General features: G+C 69.2%; 16 protein-coding genes. 6 read left to right on the top strand and 10 right to left on the bottom strand.

Features of this window, described 5'->3' with window-relative positions:
* Positions 1 to 146 precede the first annotated feature (146 nt).
* From KR541_RS12090 to KR541_RS12080, 3 genes are read right to left on the bottom strand one after another with little or no spacing between them, the layout of a single operon-like run.
* Positions 147 to 1358, bottom strand: a complete 1212-nt coding sequence (locus tag KR541_RS12090; RefSeq protein WP_050018109.1) for a benzoate/H(+) symporter BenE family transporter — start codon at positions 1356 to 1358, stop codon at positions 147 to 149.
* Positions 1359 to 1413: 55 nt separating this feature from the next.
* A complete protein-coding gene (locus tag KR541_RS12085; RefSeq protein ID WP_050018108.1) occupies positions 1414 to 2589 on the bottom strand; it encodes a vWA domain-containing protein in 1176 nt (391 codons plus the stop codon).
* A gap of 21 nt (positions 2590 to 2610) precedes the next feature.
* Positions 2611 to 3453 carry an AAA family ATPase gene (locus KR541_RS12080; protein ID WP_050018107.1) on the bottom strand — a complete coding sequence of 281 codons (843 nt, stop codon included), beginning with the start codon at positions 3451 to 3453 and terminating at the stop codon, positions 2611 to 2613.
* Positions 3454 to 3697: 244 nt separating this feature from the next.
* Between KR541_RS12080 and KR541_RS12075 the strand changes: the two genes are divergently transcribed.
* Entirely contained in the window at positions 3698 to 4057 is a 360-nt protein-coding gene (locus tag KR541_RS12075) for a c-type cytochrome (RefSeq protein ID WP_006478192.1), read from the top strand.
* Positions 4058 to 4097: 40 nt separating this feature from the next.
* Positions 4098 to 4457: a c-type cytochrome gene (locus KR541_RS12070; RefSeq protein ID WP_006478193.1), complete on the top strand. Its 360-nt coding sequence runs from the start codon at positions 4098 to 4100 to the stop codon at positions 4455 to 4457.
* Positions 4458 to 4563: 106 nt separating this feature from the next.
* On the opposite strand, the gene KR541_RS12065 is transcribed toward KR541_RS12070, so the two are convergent.
* The gene (locus KR541_RS12065; RefSeq protein WP_371090871.1) at positions 4564 to 5031 is read right to left on the bottom strand and encodes a DUF1841 family protein; all 468 of its coding nucleotides are present in this window, start codon (positions 5029 to 5031) and stop codon (positions 4564 to 4566) included.
* A 199-nt stretch (positions 5032 to 5230) separates the two neighbouring features.
* On the opposite strand from KR541_RS12065, the gene KR541_RS12060 reads away from it, so the two are divergent.
* A complete protein-coding gene (locus KR541_RS12060; protein WP_050018106.1) occupies positions 5231 to 6160 on the top strand; it encodes a DMT family transporter in 930 nt (309 codons plus the stop codon).
* A 103-nt stretch (positions 6161 to 6263) separates the two neighbouring features.
* Here the strand turns inward: KR541_RS12060 and nth are convergent, their stop codons facing one another.
* Together nth and rsxB are read right to left on the bottom strand one after the other, a co-directional pair.
* A complete protein-coding gene (nth, locus tag KR541_RS12055) occupies positions 6264 to 6908 on the bottom strand; it encodes an endonuclease III (protein WP_050018105.1) in 645 nt (214 codons plus the stop codon).
* A complete protein-coding gene (rsxB, locus tag KR541_RS12050) occupies positions 6905 to 7816 on the bottom strand; it encodes an electron transport complex subunit RsxB (protein ID WP_089488705.1) in 912 nt (303 codons plus the stop codon). Before rsxB ends, nth begins: the two co-directional genes overlap by 4 nt.
* Before the next feature lie 262 nt (positions 7817 to 8078).
* On the opposite strand from rsxB, the gene KR541_RS12045 reads away from it, so the two are divergent.
* Positions 8079 to 8711: a TetR/AcrR family transcriptional regulator gene (locus KR541_RS12045; RefSeq protein WP_050016340.1), complete on the top strand. Its 633-nt coding sequence runs from the start codon at positions 8079 to 8081 to the stop codon at positions 8709 to 8711.
* Between the two features lie 110 nt (positions 8712 to 8821).
* On the opposite strand, the gene KR541_RS12040 is transcribed toward KR541_RS12045, so the two are convergent.
* Together KR541_RS12040 and KR541_RS12035 are read right to left on the bottom strand one after the other, a co-directional pair.
* The gene (locus KR541_RS12040) at positions 8822 to 10312 is read right to left on the bottom strand and encodes a polyhydroxyalkanoate depolymerase (RefSeq protein ID WP_050016341.1); all 1491 of its coding nucleotides are present in this window, start codon (positions 10310 to 10312) and stop codon (positions 8822 to 8824) included.
* A 212-nt stretch (positions 10313 to 10524) separates the two neighbouring features.
* On the bottom strand, positions 10525 to 12354 hold the full coding sequence (locus tag KR541_RS12035) for a glycoside hydrolase family 15 protein (protein ID WP_050016342.1): 1830 nt from the start codon (positions 12352 to 12354) through the stop codon (positions 10525 to 10527).
* A gap of 166 nt (positions 12355 to 12520) precedes the next feature.
* On the opposite strand from KR541_RS12035, the gene KR541_RS12030 reads away from it, so the two are divergent.
* Positions 12521 to 13768: a lactonase family protein gene (locus KR541_RS12030; RefSeq protein ID WP_124631388.1), complete on the top strand. Its 1248-nt coding sequence runs from the start codon at positions 12521 to 12523 to the stop codon at positions 13766 to 13768.
* A gap of 120 nt (positions 13769 to 13888) precedes the next feature.
* On the opposite strand, the gene KR541_RS12025 is transcribed toward KR541_RS12030, so the two are convergent.
* On the bottom strand, positions 13889 to 18238 hold the full coding sequence (locus KR541_RS12025; RefSeq protein ID WP_050016345.1) for a DNA translocase FtsK: 4350 nt from the start codon (positions 18236 to 18238) through the stop codon (positions 13889 to 13891).
* Positions 18239 to 18415: 177 nt separating this feature from the next.
* The gene (locus KR541_RS12020; RefSeq protein ID WP_050016347.1) at positions 18416 to 18961 is read right to left on the bottom strand and encodes an META domain-containing protein; all 546 of its coding nucleotides are present in this window, start codon (positions 18959 to 18961) and stop codon (positions 18416 to 18418) included.
* 216 nt (positions 18962 to 19177) lie between these two features.
* Here KR541_RS12020 and purT point away from each other — a divergent pair, with 216 nt between their 5' ends.
* Positions 19178 to 20392: a formate-dependent phosphoribosylglycinamide formyltransferase gene (purT, locus tag KR541_RS12015; protein WP_089488702.1), complete on the top strand. Its 1215-nt coding sequence runs from the start codon at positions 19178 to 19180 to the stop codon at positions 20390 to 20392.
* Positions 20393 to 20397: the final 5 nt, after the last annotated feature.

Raw genomic sequence — 20397 nt, 5'->3', positions numbered from 1 at the left:
GGGCGCCGGGTTCTCACGGGCCGCGCGAGCGCGGCGGCGAAGCGAAGCGGCGCCGGGCGCCGCTTCCGATCCATCATTTTAGGCCCGATTCGTGTCGCGCACGTTTTGGCGCGTCGGGCGCGCGCCGCGGCGGGCGGCGAGCCGCGTCACGCGGGGCGTCGCGCGTTCAGAATCACCTGCGTGACGACGCCCGCGACGAGCCCCCAGAACGCCGGGCCGATCGACAGCAGCGTGAGGCCCGATGCGGTCACCATGAACGTGACGAGCGCCGCTTCGCGCTGTTTCACGTCCTGCATCGCGTTCGCGAGCCCGCTCATGATCGAGCCGAACAGCGCGAGCGCGGCGACCGACACGACGAGCGCCTTCGGCAGCGCGGCGAACAGCGCGGCGATCGTCGCGCCGAAGATGCCGGCGACCAGGTAGAACGTGCCGCACCACACGGCGGCCGTGTAGCGCTTCGCGCGATCCTCGTGCGCTTCGGGGCCCGTGCAGATCGCGGCCGTGATCGCCGCGAGGTTCACGCCGTGCGAGCCGAACGGCGCGAGCAGCAGCGACGCGAGGCCGGTCGTCGCGATCAGCGGCGAAGAAGGCGTCTGATAGCCGTCCGCGCGCAGCACCGCGATGCCCGGCACGTTCTGCGACGCCATCGCGACGACGAACAGCGGAATGCCGATGCTGACGATCGACGCGATCGAGAATGCGGGCATCGTGAGCACGGGCTGCGCGAGCGCGATGTGGAAGCGGCTGAAGTCGAGCAGCCCGAGGCCGCCGGCCGCCGCCGTGCCGACGATCAGCGTCGTCGGAATCGCGTAGCGCGGCGCGAGCCGCTTCACGATCAGGTAGGTGAAGAACATCGCGAGCACGAGCGCGGTCTGGAACTGCGCGGCGCGGAAGATCTCGATGCCGATCTCGAACAGGATGCCCGCGAGCAGCGCGGCCGCGATGCCGGCCGGAATGCGCTTCATCAGCGTGTCGAACAGCCCGCTCACGCCGACGGCCGTCAGCAGCAGCGCGCACACGACGAACGCGCCGATCGCCTCCGGGTAGGGCACGCCGGGCAGCGACGCGACCAGCAGCGCGGCGCCGGGCGTCGACCATGCGACGACGACGGGCGCGCGAAAGCGCAGCGACAGGCCGATGGTCGTCAGCGCCATGCCGATCGACAGCGCCCAGATCCACGACGAGATCTGCGCATCGGTGAGGTGGGCGGCGCGGCCGGCCTGGAACATCAGCACGAGCGAACTCGTGTAGCCGGTCATCATCGCGACGAAGCCGGCGACGAGCGTGGACACGGACGTATCGGCAAAAAAGCGGCGGCCGCCGGCGCGGCTCGCGCTCGCGGTGGGCGAAGGGTTCATGCTCTCTCCGGGGCGGCCGCTCGGATGCGGCCTGGGTATCTGCGGGTGGGTGTCGTTACTTGCTGAGTGCGCGCATCGCGGTTTCGAGGCCCGCGAGCGTGAGCGGATACATGCGCTGGCCGAGCACGTCGCGAATGATCGCGACCGATTGCCGGTATTCCCATAGCCGCTCGGGCTCGGGGTTCAGCCATGCATGGTGGGGGAACTGGTCGGCGAGGCGGCGCAGCCACACGGCGCCAGCTTCCGGGTTGTTGTATTCGACCGAGCCGCCGGGCTGCAGCACTTCGTACGGGCTCATCGTCGCGTCGCCGACGAAGATCAGCTTGTAGTCGGGCGTGAACTTGTGCAGCACGTCCCACGTCGCGGTGCGCTCGGAGTGGCGGCGCCGGTTGTTCTTCCACAGGTGGTCGTACACGCAGTTGTGGAAGTAGAAGAATTCGAGGTGCTTGAATTCGGCCTTCGCGGCCGAGAACAGCTCTTCCGTGCGCTTGATGTGGTCGTCCATCGAGCCGCCGACGTCGAGCAGCATCAGCACCTTCACGTTGTTGTGGCGCTCGGGCACCATCCGCAGGTCGAGCCAGCCGGCGTTCGCGGCCGTGCTGCGGATCGTGCCGGGCAGGTCGAGCTCCTCGGCCGCGCCCTCGCGCGCGAAGCGGCGCAGCCGCCGCAGCGCGACCTTGATGTTGCGCGTGCCGATCTCGACCGAATCGTCGTAGTCGCGGTACGCGCGCGCTTCCCACACCTTCACCGCGGTGCGGTTGCCGTTCGACGGGCCGCCGATGCGCACGCCTTCCGGGTTGTAGCCGCCGTGCCCGAACGGCGACGTGCCGCCGGTGCCGATCCACTTGTTGCCGCCTTCGTGGCGTTCCTTCTGCTCGTCGAGCAGCGCCTTCAAACGCTCCATCAGCTTGTCGAGGCCGCCCATCGCTTCGATCTGCGCCTTCTCCTCGGGCGACAGCTCGCGCTCGAGGCGCTTCTCGAGCCAGTCGAGCGGGATGTCGAACGCCTCGGACGGCAGCGCGGACACGCCGTGGAAATACGCGCCGAACGCCTGGTCGAACTTGTCGAAGTACTGCTCGTCCTTGACGAGCGTCATCCGCGCGAGGAAGTAGAACGCGTCGATCGACGGCGAGATCAGCCCGGCCTTCAGCGATTCGAGCAGCGTCAGGTATTCCTTCACCGAGACGGGCAGCTTGGCTGCGCGCAGCGCGTAGAAGAAATTGAGCAGCATGGCCGGGCCTTCGCGGGTGGGTTACCGGTTGTGCCGGTTCATGTAGACGAGCCGTTCGAGCAGGCTCAGATCCTGCTCGTTCTTCAGCAGCGCGCCGGCGAGCGGCGGCACGATCTGCTTCGCGTCGGCACTGCGCAGCGCGTCGGCCGGGATGTTCTCGGCGAGCAGCAGCTTCAGCCAGTCGAGCAGCTCGGACGTCGACGGCTTCTTCTTCAGCCCCGACACGCCGCGCAATTCGAAGAAGCTCTCGAGCGCCGCGCGCAGCAGTTCCTCGCGGATGTTCGGGAAATGCACCGCGACGATCTTCTGCATCGTCGACGGATCGGGAAACTGGATGTAATGGAAGAAGCAGCGGCGCAGGAACGCGTCGGGCAGCTCCTTCTCGTTGTTCGACGTGATGATGACGAGCGGACGGTGCTTCGCGCGAATGGTCTCGCGCGTCTCGTACACGTGGAACTCCATCCGGTCGAGCTCGCGCAGCAGGTCGTTCGGGAATTCGATGTCGGCCTTGTCGATCTCGTCGATCAGCAGCACGCTCGGCTGCTCGGCGTCGAACGCCTGCCACAGCACGCCCTTGACGATGTAGTTCGCGATGTCCTTCACGCGCGCGTCGCCGAGCTGCGAATCGCGCAGCCGCGACACGGCGTCGTATTCGTACAGGCCCTGCTGCGCCTTGGTGGTCGACTTGATGTGCCACTGCAGCAGCGGCATGCCGAGCGCGGCGGCCACTTCCTCGGCGAGCATGGTCTTGCCGGTGCCGGGCTCGCCCTTGATCAGCAGCGGACGTTGCAGCGTCAGCGCGGCATTGACCGCGAGCTTCAGATCGTCGGTGGCGACGTACTGCGAGGACCCTTCGAAACGCATGGCGGCGCTCTTCTTCAACGGGAAAAAAACCCAGTATAAGTCAGAAGGGCTGTCCGGGCGGGCCGCGCCCGCGTATCGTTGCGGGGCTGTGGCGGGGCCCGCCGGGGCGCCGTATGGACGCATTCCCCGCCGACGCGGTACAATCTGGCCGTTTTTTTTGGCCTGCGTGGCGACCGACAAGCAAAACGGCGCGGGCCGTTGCCGCTTCGGCGCCAGTTTCCCCTCAAGCTAGGTTACAAGAGCTATGAACAAATTCGTCGGCAAACACGTCGTTGTCGCAGCGCTCGTGGCGCTCGCGGGCAGCGCGCAGGCGGCCGGTGTGGTCGGCAACCCGAAGGACGGGGCGAGCAAGGCCGCCATGTGCATCGGTTGCCACGGCATCCAGGACTACCGCGCGGCGTACCCGGAGGTCTACCGGGTGCCTGTCCTCGGCGGCCAGAACCAGCAATACCTCGAGAACGCGCTGAAGGCCTACCGCAAGAAGGATCGTCACTTCCCGTCGATGAATGCGATCGCCGGCTCGCTGACCGACCAGGACATCGCGGATCTGTCGGCGTACTACGCCGCCCAGAAGGCCGACACGAAGGACAACCCCTACAAGTAAAGCGCGCGCCGCCGATCTCTCCGGCGGGACAGGAGCATTCATGAACAACGCATTCAAGACGGCGGCGGTGGCACTGGCGGCCGGCCTCGCGATCGGTACCGCGCACGCAGCGGACATCTCGAAGGGCAAGGAACTGGTCGAGTCGCACAACTGCGCGGCCTGCCACGGCGCGCAGCTGAACAAGCCGATCAACGCGGAGTACCCGCGCCTCGCCGGCCAGCACGCCGACTATCTCGTGTGGGCGATGCGCCAGTACCAGATGGGGCTGACGAACCCGCTGATCGGCCGCAACAACGCGATCATGCAGGCGCAGGTCCAGAACCTGTCGGTCAGCGACATGAAGGACATCGCGTCCTACATCGAGTCGCTGAAGGAAACCGACCTCGTGTTCAAGAAGTAAGCGCGACGGGCCTCAGCGGCTCGCGCAGCAGGAATGCCCCGCCTCGGCGGGGTATTTTTTTGTCCGCGGCCCGGCGCAGGTCGATGTGCCGGCCCCGGGGCACTACTCAGTCGCGCGACGCGCGGCGCAGGATGCGCTGCAGGTACGCGTCGGTATCGGGCGGCGTGTTCGTGCGCTGCGCTTCCCAGATCGTCTCGCCGAGGCATTCCATGATCGCGTGCTGCGCGTCGTGGGTCGAGTCGAGCTTCGCGGCCAGCTTGTCGTGCGCGGCGCGGATCCCGGGCGGCTGGTCGATCGACAGCTGCTCGCTGATCGCGAGGTGCATCGACAGGTGCAGGAACGGGTTCGTCCGGCCTTCCTCGGGCGTGTAGTTGCGCGCGGCCGCGCCGTCGGCGTCGGCCAGTTCGTCGTGGTATTCGGGATGCTCGACGATCCAGTCGGCCGCGATCGCTTCCAGCGGCGTCAGGATCTCGCCTGCGCGCTGCTTGCGCCAGGTCTCGGTGAAAAAGCGACGCACGTCGTCGCGGCTTGGATTGAACATGGTGGGGAAACGTCGTGATTCGGGCGGCGTCATGCCGCGTTGCGCATTGTACGCCGGCGCGGCCGACGGCGCTGGCGGTGGCCACCAGGGCGGCTGGAGGCGGGCGGCGGGGCGGGTGTTACGGCCGCCCGTCGCGCAACGGGTAAGCGCGGGCTAGGCTCGCCGCCGCCGCGCCGCTACACTCCGACGATTCCCGTCACGGCGCGTTGCTCGCCCGCTTTCATCTTTCATCATGACCGCCATCGTCCGCTCCTCGTCCGCCGCGCTGCAGGGCGCGCTCTACGTCGCGTTGTCCGCCGCCGCGTTCGGTGCGATGGCGATTTTCGGCCGCTATGCGTATGCGGCCGGCGTCGACGTGCTCGGGCTGCTGATCGTGCGCTTCGCGATCGGCGGCGCGGTGCTCGCCGCGATCGCGCGGCACCGCCGTGTCGCCTGGCCGCGCGGGCGGGCGCTCGCGCCGCTGGTGGCGATGGGCGCGCTCGGCTACGTCGGCCAGTCGTTCTGCTATTTCAGCGCGCTGCAGCACGCGCAGGCGAGCCTCGTCGCGCTGCTGCTGTACCTGTATCCGGCGTTCGTCACGCTGCTGGCCGCGTGGTGGCTCGGCGAGCGCCTCACGCGTGCCAAGGCCGTCGCGCTGGTGCTGTGCGTCGCGGGCTCGGCGCTGATGGTCGGCGGCGGGCACGGCGAGCCGCTCGGAATCGCGCTCGCGCTGGCCGCCGCGGTGATTTACTCGCTGTACATCGTCGGCGGCACGAAGGCGACGCGCGGCGTCGATCCGCTCGCGACCACCGCGATCATCTGCTTGTCGGCCACCGCGACGCTCGTCGCGATCGCCGTCATGCGAACGGCGGCGTTCGGCGCGCCGCCGCGCTGGCCCGCGACGGCCGGCGGCTGGGCGTCGATGCTCGCGATCGCGCTCGTGTCGACGGTCGCGGCCATGCTCGCGTTCTTTTCCGGGCTCGAGCGGCTCGGGGCCGCACGCACGTCGATGCTGTCGACGCTCGAACCGGTCGTGACGGTCGCGCTCGCGGCGCTGCTGTTCGGGGAAGCGTTGTCGCCGCTGCAGTGGGCGGGCGGCGTCGCGATCCTGGCGGCCGTGCTGGCGCTCGTGCGCGCGGGCGGCGCGGCCGCCGACGACGCGACGGCGACGTCGAATGCATGACGGGGAAGAGGAAGCCGCCGGCGCGCAACGGCGCCGGCCGGTATCGCGCGCGGCCCGAGCGGCCGGTGCGATGCGTGGATACGTCAGTCGCGGCTGACGCGCGTCACTCGTTGGGCGGCGGCGTCTTCGGCCGGAACTCGCACAGCGGCTCGATCGCGCAGTGCCAGCATTCGGGCCGGCGGGCCTTGCAGACGTAGCGCCCGTGCAGGATCAGCCAGTGATGCGCGTCCTGCAGGAATTCCTTCGGCGTGAACTTCTCGAGCGCGGTCTCGACGGCCCGCACGTCCTTGCCCGGCGCGAGCCCGGTGCGATTCGCGACGCGGAAGATATGCGTGTCGACCGCGATCGTCGGCTGGCCGAACGCGGTGTTCAGCACGACGTTCGCGGTCTTGCGGCCGACGCCCGGCAAGCCTTCGAGCGCTTCGCGATCGGCCGGCACTTCGCCGTCGTAGCGCTCGAGCAGGATCCGGCACGTCGCGACCACGTTCTTCGCCTTGGTGCGATAGAGGCCGATCGTCTTGATGTACTCGGTGACGCCTTCCTCGCCGAGCGCGACGATTTGTCGCGGGGTGTTCGCGACCGGGAACATTTTCCGCATCGCTTTGTTGACCGACACGTCGGTCGCCTGCGCGGACAGCATTACGGCAATCAGCAGCTCGAACGGCGTCGAGTATTCGAGCTCGGTGGTCGGATGCGGATTGAGGCTCTGCAGCGTTTCGTAGATCGCGCGTCGTTTGTTGGCGTTCATGGAGCGTTCTGGTCGGGCGGCACGGCCGGGTCGTCCGGATCGCCGCTGCCTGCGTCGTTGTCGGGGTCGTTGCTGCCCGAGGCCGCGTCGGCATCGCGCTGCGCCTGCTGTTCGGCGAGCCGCTTGCGGCGCGCCTCGGCCGCGTCGATCTGCGCCTGGACGGCCGCGCTCACGCCCTCGGTGTTCTTCGGCCCGGCGCCTTGCCCGGACAGCTCTTCCTTCTTCTTGCGCGCGCGTTCGAGCGCGGCGGCGATGATCGCGCGTTTCTTCGCTTCGGCGTCGTCGGCCGGTGCGGCGGCCGGCGTGCCCGCCGAGCCGGGCCGCGCGGCCGATGCCTCCGCGGCCGGCTTCGCGGCGCTGGCCGCGCGGCGGGCGGCGGCGCGCGCTTCGGCGGCCTCGCGCTCGCGGCGCTGGCGCGCGAGCCGCAGGTCGTGGCGTTCGCGCGCGGCGTCGGCCTGTTCCTGCGACCACGCGTCCCAGCCCGTGCGATCGCCGGTCACCGGCAGCATCGCGATGCAGTCGACCGGGCACGGCGGCACGCACAGGTCGCAGCCCGTGCACAGCGACGCGACGATCGTGTGCATCTGCTTCGGCGCGCCGACGATCGCGTCGACCGGGCACGCCTGCATGCACAGCGTGCAGCCGATGCACAGGTTTTCGTCGATGAACGCGAGCGCGCGCGGATGCTCGGTGCCGTTGACGGGGTTCAGCGGAATCACCGGCTTGCCGAGCAGGCTCGCGAGGCGCGCGATGCCTTCGGCGCCGCCGGGCGGGCACTGGTTGTAGTTCGCGTTGCCGGCGGCGATTGCCTCGGCGTACGGACGGCAGCCGTTATAGCCGCACTTCGTGCATTGCGTCTGGGGAAGCAGATCTTCGATGCGATCCGCGAGTGTTTTGGAATCGGTCACGGTGACGACAGGCTGACAACAGGCGCAGCGGCGCCGAATGGCTCTCGACCGCGTCGGGCGCGGCCGGAAAGGTTTGCCAAAGCTCGATTATCGCCGATTTCCCGCATTGCGCCGGACGCCGTCTATGCGCATAATCGAACCGCTTTTTTGCAGGGGCTCAGCAGGAGGGCGGCCGCCCGCGGCGCGCCCGTTCCAGGGCGGCCGGCGCCGAGGCGGTGGGGTGTCGGTCCGAATCAAGCGGCTCACATAGCAAAGCGCCACCATGAATCAGCCAAAAATCAAAAGAGATCCTGAAGGCACGCGCCGCCGCATCCTGATGGCGGCAGCCGAAGAGTTCGCGAATGGCGGGCTGTTCGGCGCGCGCGTCGATCAGATCGCGCGCCGGGCCGAAACGAACGAGCGCATGCTCTATTACTACTTCGGCAGCAAGGAGCAGCTCTTCACGGCGGTGCTCGAACACGCGTTCTCCGCGCTGACGGAGGCCGAGCGCGTGCTGGATCTCGACGGCGTCGCGCCGGTCGAAGCCGTCACGCGGCTCGCGCATTTCGTGTGGGACTACTACCGCGACCATCCGGAGCTGCTCCGGCTCATCAACAACGAGAACCTGCACGAAGCGCGCTATCTGCACAAGTCGACGCGGATTCGCGAGATGATGTCGCCGATCGTCGCGAAGCTCGGCAACGTGCTGATGCGCGGCCAGAGGGCGGGGCTGTTCCGCGGCGACGTCGATCCGCTGCGCTTCTACGTGACGCTGTCGGGGCTCGGCTACTACATCGTGTCGAACCGCTTCACGCTCGCCGCGACGCTCGGCCGCGACTTCACCGACACCGACGAGCGCGCGGAGATGGTCCGAATGAACACCGAGGTGCTGCTCGCCTATCTGCTGCGGCGCTGACGCGACGAACGCAGGAGCCGACGAGCCGCCCCATCGCGGCCGCGGCCGAATAAAAAAACGCCGCCGTTGCGCGAAGCAACGGCGGCGTTTTTGCGTCGGGATGCGGCGCGTCAGGCGGCCTTGCGGGCCCGCACGGTTTTGGCGCGCGGGCTGCCTGCCGCGCGTTTCGCCGCGGGCGCGGCCTTCGCGGCGGGCGTCCTGGCGGGCGCGACCGTCACGGCCGGCGCCTTCACGCGCGTGCGTTTCGCGGCGGTGACGCGCACCGCCGTTTCCGGCTCCGGCTTGGCGGCCGGCACGACGCCGATCGCGGTCGCATCCTGCGCATCGACGGGCAACTTCGTCGCGCCGTTCTTCGGCTCCGGCGCATGCTCGCGGATGAAGTCGCGCAGTTGCGGATAGATGATCGTGCGCCAGCGGCGGCCCGAGAAGATCCCGTAGTGGCCGCACTTCTCGGCGGTCAGGCTGCGGCGGTCGTCCTGCGGGATGCCCGTGCACAGCTCGTGCGCGACGTGCGTCTGGCCGCTGCCCGAGATGTCGTCGAGTTCGCCCTCGATCGTCATCAGCGCGGTGTGCTTGATGTCCTGCGGACGCACGCGCTCGCCCTCGACGTCCCACGTGCCTTCCGCGAGCCGGAATTCCTGGAATACGACGCGGATCGTCTCGAGGTAATACTCGGCGGCCATGTCGAGCACCGCGTTGTATTCGTCGTAGAAGCGGCGGTGCGCTTCGGCGTCGTCCTCGTCGCCGCGCAGCAGGCTCTGGTAGAAGTCCCAGTGCGATTGCGCGTGGCGCTCCGGGTTCATCGCGACGAAGCCCGTGTGCTGCAGGAAGCCCGGATACACCTGGCGGCCTTCGCCCGGATAGTTCGCGGGCACCGTGTGGATCACGTTGTTCTCGAACCACGCGGTCGAGTGTTGCGTGGCCAACGAGTTCACCGACGTCGGGCTGCGGCGCGCGTCGATCGGGCCGCCCATCATCGTCATCGTGAGCGGCGTGTCCTCGCCGCGGCTCGCCATCAGCGAAATCGCCGCGAGCACCGGCACCGTCGGCTGACATACCGAGATCACGTGGAGGTTGCGCGCGCCGATGTGACGGATGAATTCCTGGATGTACGCGATGTAGTCGTGCAGGTGGAACGGGCCGACTTCGACCGGCACCATCCGCGCATCGATCCAGTCGGTGATGTAGACCTTGTGATCCTGCAGCAGCGTGCGCACCGTGTCGCGCAGCAGCGTCGAGTGGTGGCCCGACAGCGGCGCGCAGACCAGCACGACCGGTTCGTCCTTCAGTTGCGTGACGGCGTCGGCATCGTCCGAATAGCGCTTGAAGCGCAGCAGCCGGCAGAACGGCTTCTCGATGATCGTCTGCTCGACGATCGGGATGTTGTGGCCGTCCTTGACGATCTGATGAAGGTTGAATTCCGGCTTTTCGTAATCCTTGCCGAGCCGATACATCAGCTCATAGGCGGCCGCCATCCGCGGCGCGCCGGGCATCAGCGAGAACGGGCTGGACGGATTCGCGAACGACTTCGACGCGGCCTGGGCCCAGGCCGTGAGCGGGCTCAGCATCGCCCGCTGGAATTCGTGCAGTTGGTAAAGCATGCAGGCTACTCCCGCGTGGGGGGACGGTGCGCAAGGGCGGCGTGAGGCGTCGCGGCGTGCCGTGTGGGTCAGCGGCCGGCCATGTTGCATTGCAGCCGGACAATCTCGTCGATCATATCGGACAACGATCGTTTGTGCAATGCAACATTTCCCGGTTTTTTCATCAAATTTTTGCGATTTGACGATCTATGAACAAGGGCCCGCGCCGCCGCTCAGCGGCCGGTGGCCACGGCCGGCGCGGGCTGGCCGGCCGCGCGCGCCATCGCGTCTTCATGGTGCATCAGGTTCATCGCGGTATGCACGAGCGCCACGTGCGAGAACGCCTGCGGGAAGTTGCCGACGAGCCGCCCGGCCACCGGGTCGTATTCCTCCGCGAGCAAGCCCAGGTCGTTGGACAGCGCGAGCAGCCGGCTGAAGAGCCGATGCGCGTCGTCGATCCGGCCGAGCAGCGCGTAGCTGTCGACCAGCCAGAAGCTGCACGCGAGAAACGTGCCTTCGCCCGGCGGCAGGCCGTCGTCGTATTCGGTCGTGCGGTAGCGCATCACGAGCCCGTCGTGCAGCAATTCCCGTTCGATCGCGTCGACTGTGCCGACGATGCGCGGGTCTTCCGGCGGCAGGAAGCCGAGCTGCGGCAGCAGCAGCACGCTCGCATCGAGCTCGTCGCTGCCGTAGCTCTGTGCGAACGCCTGCTTGCCTTCGTGCCACGCGTTCGCGCAGACGTCCGCATGAATCCGCTCGCGCAGCGCGCGCCAGCGGTCGAGCGAGCCGGGCAGCCGGAACATTTCCGCCGACTTGATCGCGCGGTCGAACGCGACCCACGCCATCACCTTCGAGAACGTGAAATGGCGGCGGCCGCCGCGCGTTTCCCAGATCCCTTCGTCGGGTTCCTGCCAGATCTTCTCGAGGTGGTCGAGCAGCGCGCACTGCACCGACCAGACCGTGTCGTCGGCCTGCAGGCCGCCCACGCGCGCGAGATGCAGCGCGGCCATCACCTCGCCGAACACGTCGAGCTGGAGCTGGTTCGCGGCGCCGTTGCCGACGCGCACCGGCAGCGAATCCTGGTAGCCGGGCAGCCAGTCGAGCTCCATTTCCGGCAGCCGGCGCTCGCCGGCGATCCCGTACATGATCTGGATCTGCTCGGGCGAGCCGGCCATCACGCGGCCAAGCCACGTGCGCCACGCGCGCGCCTCGTCGTAGTAGCCGCCGCGCATCAGCGCGAGCAGCGTGATCGTCGCGTCGCGCAGCCAGCAGTAGCGGTAGTCCCAGTTGCGGTTGCCGCCGATCTTCTCGGGCAGCGAGGTGGTCGGCGCGGCGACGATGCCGCCGGTCGGCTCGTACGCGAGCGCCTTCAGCGTGATCAGCGAGCGGCGCACGGCGGCCGCGTAGCGGCCCTGCACCTGGCAGCGGCCCGACCATTCGAGCCAGTAGTTCTCGGTGCGCGCGAGCATCGACAGCGGGTCGCGCGCCGGCGGCAGCCGCATGTGCGACGCCGCGTAGCCGAGCGAGAACGGCACGCGCTCGTCGGCGCTCACCGTGAATTCCGCGAGCGTATGGAGGTTCTTGCCGGTGAGCGGCACCGGCGTGCGCAGCACGACGGTATCGGGGCCCGCGATGGCCTTCATGCCGTCCTCGCGGGTCAGTTGCGTGACCCACGGAATCGAGAAGCCGTAGTCGAAGCGCAACACGAGCTCCATGCGCATCTTCATCGTGCCGTGGCGGCCGACGACGATCCGCACCAGTTCGGACCAGCCGTTGCCGGGCGGCATGAAGTCGATCACGGTGACGGCGCCGTCGGCGCTTTCGTAATCGGTTTCGAGAATCAGTGTGTCGCCGCGATAGCGGCGTGTCGTGTGCGTGATCGCGGCGTCGGCGGCCGGAGCAAGCAGCCAGCGGCCGTGCTCGGGCGTGCCGAGCAGCGCCGCGAAGCAGGCGCCCGAATCGAAGCGGGGCCAGCACAGCCAGTCGACGGAGCCGTCTTTTGCGATCAGCGCGGCCGTGTGGCCGTCGCCGACGAGGGCGTAGTCTTCGATCAGGGCGGGCATGGGCAGGCGATCCTTGGGTATTCGAGTTCACAATGCGGACGTCGGCGGCCCGGACTTCACGCCCGGGCGCCGCGCCCCGTATACTCGGCCGGGCGGCGGAGCGCATGAACGGCCGGCGTTTCGTCCTATCTCAACACTTGAAGCGACTCGATGCAAGGAGGATTCAATGGCCAACCGTTTACGGGAGCGTGACGCACGCGCTTCGACACGAGGGTTGCCGCTTAGGTTCGCTCACTGGATGAAAGGTTTCGCGATCGTGCTTTCCCTGTCCGCGACCCACGCATTCGCGCAGCAATCGTCCGCCCCGGCCGACGGCGTCTACAACCTGCTCGTCGGCACCTATACGGGTGGCGGCAGCGACGGGATCTACGTTTATCGCTTCGATACCAAAACCGGCAGCGTCGCGCCGGTATCGTCGGCGAAGACCGTGAATCCGTCGTATCTGTTGCCGAGCCGCGACGGTCGCACCGTCTACGCGGTCAACGAACTCCCCGGCGACGACGGGCCCGCGACGCAGCGCGGCGGCGTCAGCGCGTTCCGCTTCGACGCGAAGACGGGCGCGCTGAGCTTCATCGAGCGTGTATCGTCGGAAGGGAACGACCCTTGCTATCTCGCGCTGTCGCCGGACGGCAAGTACCTCGTGACCGCCAACTACTCGGTCGCGGCCGACCCGGGCGGCAGCTTCGCGGTGTTTCCGCTGCGCGACGACGGCGCGGCCGGCCAGGCCGTGCTGGCGGTCCACCACGAAGGCACCGGGCCCGTGAAGGGCCGCCAGGACGGCGCGCACGTGCATTCGACGGTGTTTTCGCCGGACGGCCGCTACCTGTTCGTGCAGGATCTCGGCGCGGACAAGATCTACGGCTACCGCTACACGGTGGACGGCAGCCGCGGGCTGATCAGCCCGACCGACACGCGCTACACGCCGGTGAAGGCAGGCTCCGGCCCGCGTCACATGGTGTTCGGCGCGGACGGCCGCTTCGCGTACGTGACGAGCGAGCTCAACGCGTCGGTCGAGGTGTTCGGCTATCGCGACGGCAAGCTGACGCCGGTCGAGACGGTGCCGATGACGGCGCCGGGCTTCAAGGGCAAGGTCGGCGGCGGCGCGATCCATCTGTCGCCGGACGGCCGCTTCCTGTACGCGAGCAACCGCGGCGACGCGAACGACCTGGTGATCTACGCGGTGAACCAGGCCGACGGCCGGTTGAAGCGCGTCGGCCGCCAGTCGAGCCTCGGCAAGACGCCGCGCGAATTCCTGATCGACCCGACCGGCAAGTGGCTGATCGTCGGCAACCAGGACAGCGACACGTTCTACGTGTTCAGTCGCGATGTCGAAACGGGGCAGCTCGGCGCGAATCCGCAGAAGGTCGCGGTCGGCAAGCCGGTCGACTTCAAGCTGGTGCCGGTCGCGCAGTAAATCGCGGCCGATTCCCGGTCGATGCAAGAAGGGCGCTGCCGATGCAGCGCCCTTCGTATTTGCGGCAGCCGCTTGCGCGGCGCGCCCGTATCGATGCCGGCGGCCGTGCTGCCGGCTTGCTCAGTCGGCCGCGGCTGGCACGAGCACCTCGCGGCTGCCGTTGATGCCCATCGCCGACACGAGGCCCGCGGCTTCCATCTGCTCGACGAGCCGCGCCGCGCGGTTGTAGCCGATGCGCAACTGACGCTGCACCGACGAGATCGACGCGCGCCGCGTGCGCACGACGAACGCGACGGCTTCGTCGTACAGCGGATCGGCTTCCGCATCCGGCGCATCGCCGAACAGGTCCTGCGTCGCGCCGTCGGCGGCCGGGCCGTCGAGAATCCCTTCCTCGTACTGCGGCTCGCCGAACTGCTTCAGGTACTCGACGATCCGGTGCACTTCCTCGTCGGCGACGAACGCGCCGTGCACGCGCTGAGGATAACCGGTGCCCGGCGGCAGGAACAGCATGTCGCCCATCCCGAGCAGCGACTCGGCGCCCATCTGGTCGAGGATCGTGCGCGAGTCGATCTTCGACGACACCTGGAACGCGACGCGCGTCGGGATGTTCGCCTTGATGAGGCCCGTGATCACGTCGACGGACGGCCGTTGCGTCGCGAGGATCAGGTGGATGCCGGCCGCGCGCGCCTTCTGCGCGAGGCGGGCGATCAGCTCCTCGATCTTCTTGCCGGCGACCATCATCAGGTCGGCCAGCTCGTCGATCACGACGACGATCAGCGGCAGCGTCGACAGCGGCTCCGGATCCTCGGGCGTCAGCGAGAACGGGTTGCCGATCTTCTTTTCCTTCGCCTCTGCGTCGCGGATCTTCTGGTTGAAGCCCGCGAGGTTGCGCACGCCGACGGCCGACATCAGCCGGTAGCGCTTCTCCATTTCGCCGACGCACCAGTTCAGCGCGTTCGCCGCGAGCTTCATGTCGGTGACGACCGGCGCGAGCAGGTGCGGGATGCCTTCGTAGACCGACAGCTCCAGCATCTTCGGGTCGATCATGATGAGCCGCACGTCTTCCGGCGTCGCCTTGTACAGCAGCGACAGGATCATCGCGTTGATCGCGACCGACTTGCCCGAACCCGTCGTGCCCGCCACGAGCATGTGCGGCGCCTTTGCGAGATCGGTGACGACCGGGTGGCCGGTGATGTCCTTGCCCATCGCGATCGTCAGTTGCGACGGCGAATGCTGGTACTGCCGCGATTCGAGGATCTCCGACAGGCGGATCATCTGGCGCTTCGCGTTCGGCAGTTCGAGACCCATGCAGGTCTTGCCGGGGATCGTCTCGACGACGCGGATCGACGTGAGGCCGAGGCCGCGCGACAGGTCCTTCATCAGCCCGACGATCTGGCTGCCGCGCACGCCGAGCGCGGGCTCGATCTCGAAGCGCGTGATCACAGGGCCGGCCGATGCGCCGACCACCGTCACCGGCACCTTGAATTCCTGCAGCCGCTGTTCGATTACTTGCGCGGTTTGCGCGAGGTGTTCCTCGGTGATCGTTTCGACGTCGTCGGACGCGGGCTCGAGCAGGTCGAGCGTCGGCAGTTCGACGTTGAACGACGCGGGCGCGTGGAATTCGAACGCGTTCGGGCGCGGCGGGCGGGCGGGGGGCGCGGCCGGGGCCGGTTCGATCGTCTCGATTGCGTCGGTGGCCGGTGCGCCGATGGGCGGGATCGCGACGGGCGGCGGCGCGGAAATGACGGTTGCCGGCGTGGGCGGGAGGTTCGCGCCGGGGACGGTTGCCGCGGGCGGTGTGGCGGTTACGTCATGCGACACGGACCAGCTCGCCGACGAGGCGGCAGGCGCGGGCTGTGTCGTGAGCGTCGGGGTCGCGACTGCGGCAGGGACAGTCGCGATCGACGGCGCCTGCGTCGCGGTGGCCGCACCGATGGACGTCGGCGATCCGCCTGCAGCGGCGCCTGCGACTTGGTAAGCCGGCGTCGCGGCGGCCGTGGTCGTCGGCGCGATCGCGCTGAAGGACGGTGACGCCGGTGCGGACGCGGCTGGCGACGCGGGCAGGCCGATTGCCGGCTGCGGCGCGACCGCGCTCGATGAGCCGGATGGAGCGAAGGTCGTCGTGCCGGTCAACGTGGTCGACGTGGTTGCCGTGTCGGCGGAAAACGTCGATGCCGGCGCGGAAGACGGCGCAGCGATGGGTGCGGACGTGAAAGTCGCCGGTGTCGCGGTGGCGGGCGCAGGTGTTGCAGGCGCTTGCGCAGTCGAACCGAACGTCGAACCCGACGCGCCGGTCGTCGATGGCGTCGCGGCGGGCGCATCGGTCGATCCGGGCGTCGAAGCGGGGGGAAGCGAACCGTAAGTCATGCCCGTGACACCGGCAGGCGATGCCGACGCGGCGGAAGTAACGGGCGGTGCCGATGCGGCCGGTTGCGACGGCAAAGCGGACGCCGTGCCGGTCGCGCCGACCGGCGAAACGGCGGCGGCGACGGGCGCGATGCTCGATGCGGGGGCAGTCGAGTCAGGCGCCGTGCTGACCTGCGGCGATGCGGCGACAGCCGCAGCCGTCGATGCTGCGGCAAACGGCTGGACCGCCGGCGCTTTCGGCAATTCCGCGGCGACGGTTGTCTGCGTCGCGGCAGGCTGCATCGTCGGCGCAGTCCAATATGTAGCGGCCGTCGCGCGTTGAGTGACGGCCGACAACGGTGCCGCGGGGTCCGCCTCGACCGGCTTGGCAGCTTCCGGTGCAGCGCGATCGATTGCAGGCGCCGGTTGTGCGTCGTCGTTGTCGTCGATATCGACGGACGCGGTCGGCTCGCTGATGCCGGGATCGCGAACGGCTGCAGCACCTGCTGGCGTGAAGGCTGAATGGGTGGACTCCGATCCCGCGCTGTGCGCCAGCGACTCGGCGATCGGGCTTTCGGTCGACACGTCGAGCGCAGAAGCTGCCGGGCTGACGACGTCTTCCCACCGCGCGAGGTCGATGGGCGCGTCGATCGACGGCGCGGTGGCCGCTTGGTCGACGTGACGGATCTCGTCGTCGGCACGATGCGAGAACGCGGCATCGTCGATGCCGGGATTCCACCGTGCGTTCGATTCAGCGTCATCGAATGCAGGAGTGGACAAATCGCCGACCGGAGCCTGCGCGATACCGGATTCCGCCGGCATGAAGGCGTCGAGCACGATCGGTGCGCCGTCGTCGTAAGCGGGTGAGGTCGCGGATTCGGCCGGAACATGGGCGTCCTGGGCTGCGACGCCGTGCGCCGCGGAGACGAACGCGTTCGACGCGGCGGCCGATGCCGATGCCGCGACGCTGCCCGCTGCCGCGGTTACACCGGCCACGGCAGCGGCTGGGGCCGCCGCGTGCGTCGCATCGCCCGACTGCGCGCCGCCCAGCGTCGCCCATTGCGCGGTGCTGGCCTCGATCGAGCGCAGCGTGTCGTGAACGCTCGGCGCCGGCGTAATCGGCGCGGCCGGCTTCTCGTTCCACGCATAGAGCGGCGCGCGCGCCGGCGCGGGGGGCGCCGGGCGGCGTCGGGCCGCGTCCGGCGACAGGCCGGCTGCCGTCGTGCCCGCGACCGGGCGCACCGGCGGACGCTGCGTTTGCGGCTGCGTACCGGCCGGTCGTGGCGTGACCGTGGCGCGCGGCGCCGTCTGCGTCAGCGCGGCGGCGGCCGGTCGCGCGGCGGTCGGACGCGGCCGGACGGGTTCGAATCCGGCCGGCAGCGGCGCCGGCGCGGGGCGCGGCATTTGCGCGTTCGCCGCGGCGCGCGCGAGGCTGGCGGTGCTGCCGGTGGTCGGCGGCGGCATCGCGCTGGCCGGGATCGGCGCGGCCGGCGCAGGCGTGCGCTGCGGCGCGGTCGGCTTCAGCCAGCCCGACGGCGCGACGGGCTCCGCAAGCGGACGCGGTGGCGTCTTGCTGCGCGGCTTCGGTCGCGCCTGCGGATCGGGTTTCCACACCGTCGGGCGCGAATACCGGCCGTTCTGGCGCGGCGCCATCGAGTTGACGGTGTGGGCGGTGGTCGGCTGTACGACGTCGTCGTCGCGATGCAGCGCGCTGCGCGGCAGGTCGGCGATCCCGCGCGCGTCGTCGTCGCCGCCGTCGCGCGACAGCTTGACGCCGAACGACGTGTCGACCCACGCGGCGAACTGCCGCCAGCCGATGCCGGTCAGCCAGGGCAAGCCGGCGAAGAACAGCACGACCATCGCGACCGGCGTGCCGATCGGGCCGAGCACGTGGGCGAAGCCGGCCGAGCACGCATGGCCGAGCGCGTTCGTGTCGGGGCCCGACAGCGGGCTCGTCAGCGTGACGCTTGAGACGAATACCGCGGCGAAGCCGAGCCACAGGCGGATCGAGCCGCGGCCGGCGAGCCCGGCGCCGCCGGGCAGCATCGCCTGCACGAGACGCCAGAAGAGAAGGAGGAACCAGACGGCGGAGATGCCGAACCAGCCGAAGACAACCGTGTGCATGCTTTGAAACAGGAGTGGGGAGGGGCGCGCGGGGCGCGACCCGCCGAGTTTAACCGGCCGGCGAACAAGACTCTAACGCGGCGTGATTCCGATTCACGCCGCGCGACGCACGTGGATCGCACATGCGCGTCGCGCGCCACGCGAAGGCGGTCGGTCGGCCTTCGCGCGCGCCGTGCATCAGGGGCTCCGGTGCGTGAACGTCAGTGTTGCGCCGGCCTGCGTCACGATCTGCAATTGCTGGGGCGCGCGCATCTGTACGCCGGTCTTCTCGATGTGGGCGAGCGCGTCGAGGTACGCGGATTCGAGCTGGCCGCCGAGCGTGTTCGGGCAGGCCATCCGCGTGCCGGCGAGCGGGCCGAAGCTCAGCAGGCCGTTCTTGATCGCGTAGGTGCCCATGTAGCGGTTGCAGCCCGAGAACCCGCTCGCGCGCCGGATGCCCGAGTCGGTCGACAGCGCGAGCCTGATCGGCTCGCCGTTGTCGCCGTGCGGGATCGCGCGTGGCGTGCCGTCGGCGTTCACCCAGCTGGTGAGTTCCCAGCTCGTGTCGTCGAGCAACTGGACGGCGGCCGGGTTGTACGGGTCGGGCGCGGGGGCGGCGGAATCGGGATGGGTCGGCATCGCGCAGGCGGCGAGAAGCGTGGCAAGCGTCAACGCGCAGAGCGGCGCGCGCAACGGGCGAAGCAGGCCGGTGCGTGCGCGTGCGGCGGCAGACAGGTGGGACATGAGCCTCGTTCCTCTTCGGATTCTGATCAAGGCGTAAGAGTAACGCACCCGCCCCGCGGCAGGCGAGCCGACACTTCGCGTGCGAAAACGTTCGCGGGGCGTCCACGGGCCTCGCGCGATCGCGCGCGGGTGCGGCCCAACCGCCCAAACCGGCTCCGATGCCCGTGTTAACATCGAAGCCGTTTTCGTCCTCCAACAGAACCAGCGGGAAATCACATGCAGATCGGTCAGCGGCTCGGTACGCCGCTTTCACCCTCGGCCACGCGCGTCATGCTGCTCGGCGCGGGCGAGCTCGGCAAGGAAGTCATCATCGCGTTGCAGCGTCTCGGCGTCGAAGTCATCGCGGTCGATCGCTATCCGGACGCACCGGGCCACCAGGTCGCGCATCGCGCGCACGTGATCGACATGACGGACCCGGCCGCGCTGCGGGCCATCGTCGAAGCCGAGCGCCCGCACCTGATCGTCCCCGAAATCGAGGCGATCGCCACCGACGCGCTCGCGGCGATCGAGGCGTCCGGTCTCGCCGAGGTGATCCCGACCGCGCGCGCGACGCAGCTCACGATGAATCGCGAAGGGATCCGCCGGCTCGCGGCCGAGGAACTCGGCCTGCCGACTTCCCCGTATGCGTTCGCGGATTCGTTCGAGGCCTTCAGCGGGGCCGTCGCGAAGATCGGCATGCCGTGCGTCGTGAAGCCCGTGATGTCGTCGTCGGGCAAGGGGCAGTCGGTCGTGAAGACCGCCGCCGACGTGCAAGCCGCGTGGGACTACGCGATGGCGGGCGGGCGCGTGAACCACGGCCGCGTGATCGTCGAGGGCTTCGTCGATTTCGACTACGAGATCACGCAACTGACCGTGCGCGCGATCGACCCGGCGACGCTCGACACGCGCACCTACTTCTGCGAGCCGGTCGGCCACGTGCAAGTGGCGGGCGACTACGTCGAATCGTGGCAGCCGCAGCCGATGAGCGCGGCGGCGCTCGAGAAGTCGCGCGAGATCGCGCACAAGGTGACCGAGGCGCTCGGCGGGCGCGGGTTGTTCGGCGTCGAGCTGTTCGTGCGCGGCGATGACGTCTGGTTCTCCGAGGTGAGCCCGCGGCCGCACGATACGGGCCTCGTCACGCTCGCGTCGCAGCGCCAGTCGGAATTCGAGCTGCATGCGCGGGCGATTCTCGGGCTGCCGGTCGATCCGGCGCTCGGCACGCCGGCCGCGTCGGCGGTGATCTACGGCGGGCTCGACGAGCGCTGGATCGCGTTCGAAGGCGTGCGCGACGCGCTCGCGGTGCCGGGCGCGGACCTGCGCCTGTTCGGCAAGCCGGAGAGTTTTGCGAAGCGGCGCATGGGCGTCGCGCTGGCGACCGGCGCGACCGTCGACGAAGCCCGCGAACGCGCGAAGCGCGCGGCCGCGGCCGTGCGGCCCGTGTCGGCGCGTTGACGGAA

It is taken from the genome of Burkholderia sola (assembly GCF_905400185.1).
In the GTDB taxonomy this organism is placed as follows: domain Bacteria; phylum Pseudomonadota; class Gammaproteobacteria; order Burkholderiales; family Burkholderiaceae; genus Burkholderia; species Burkholderia sola.
The sequence above is the reverse complement of the archived record's forward strand: the minus strand, read 5'-3'. Positions and strand labels throughout refer to the sequence as shown.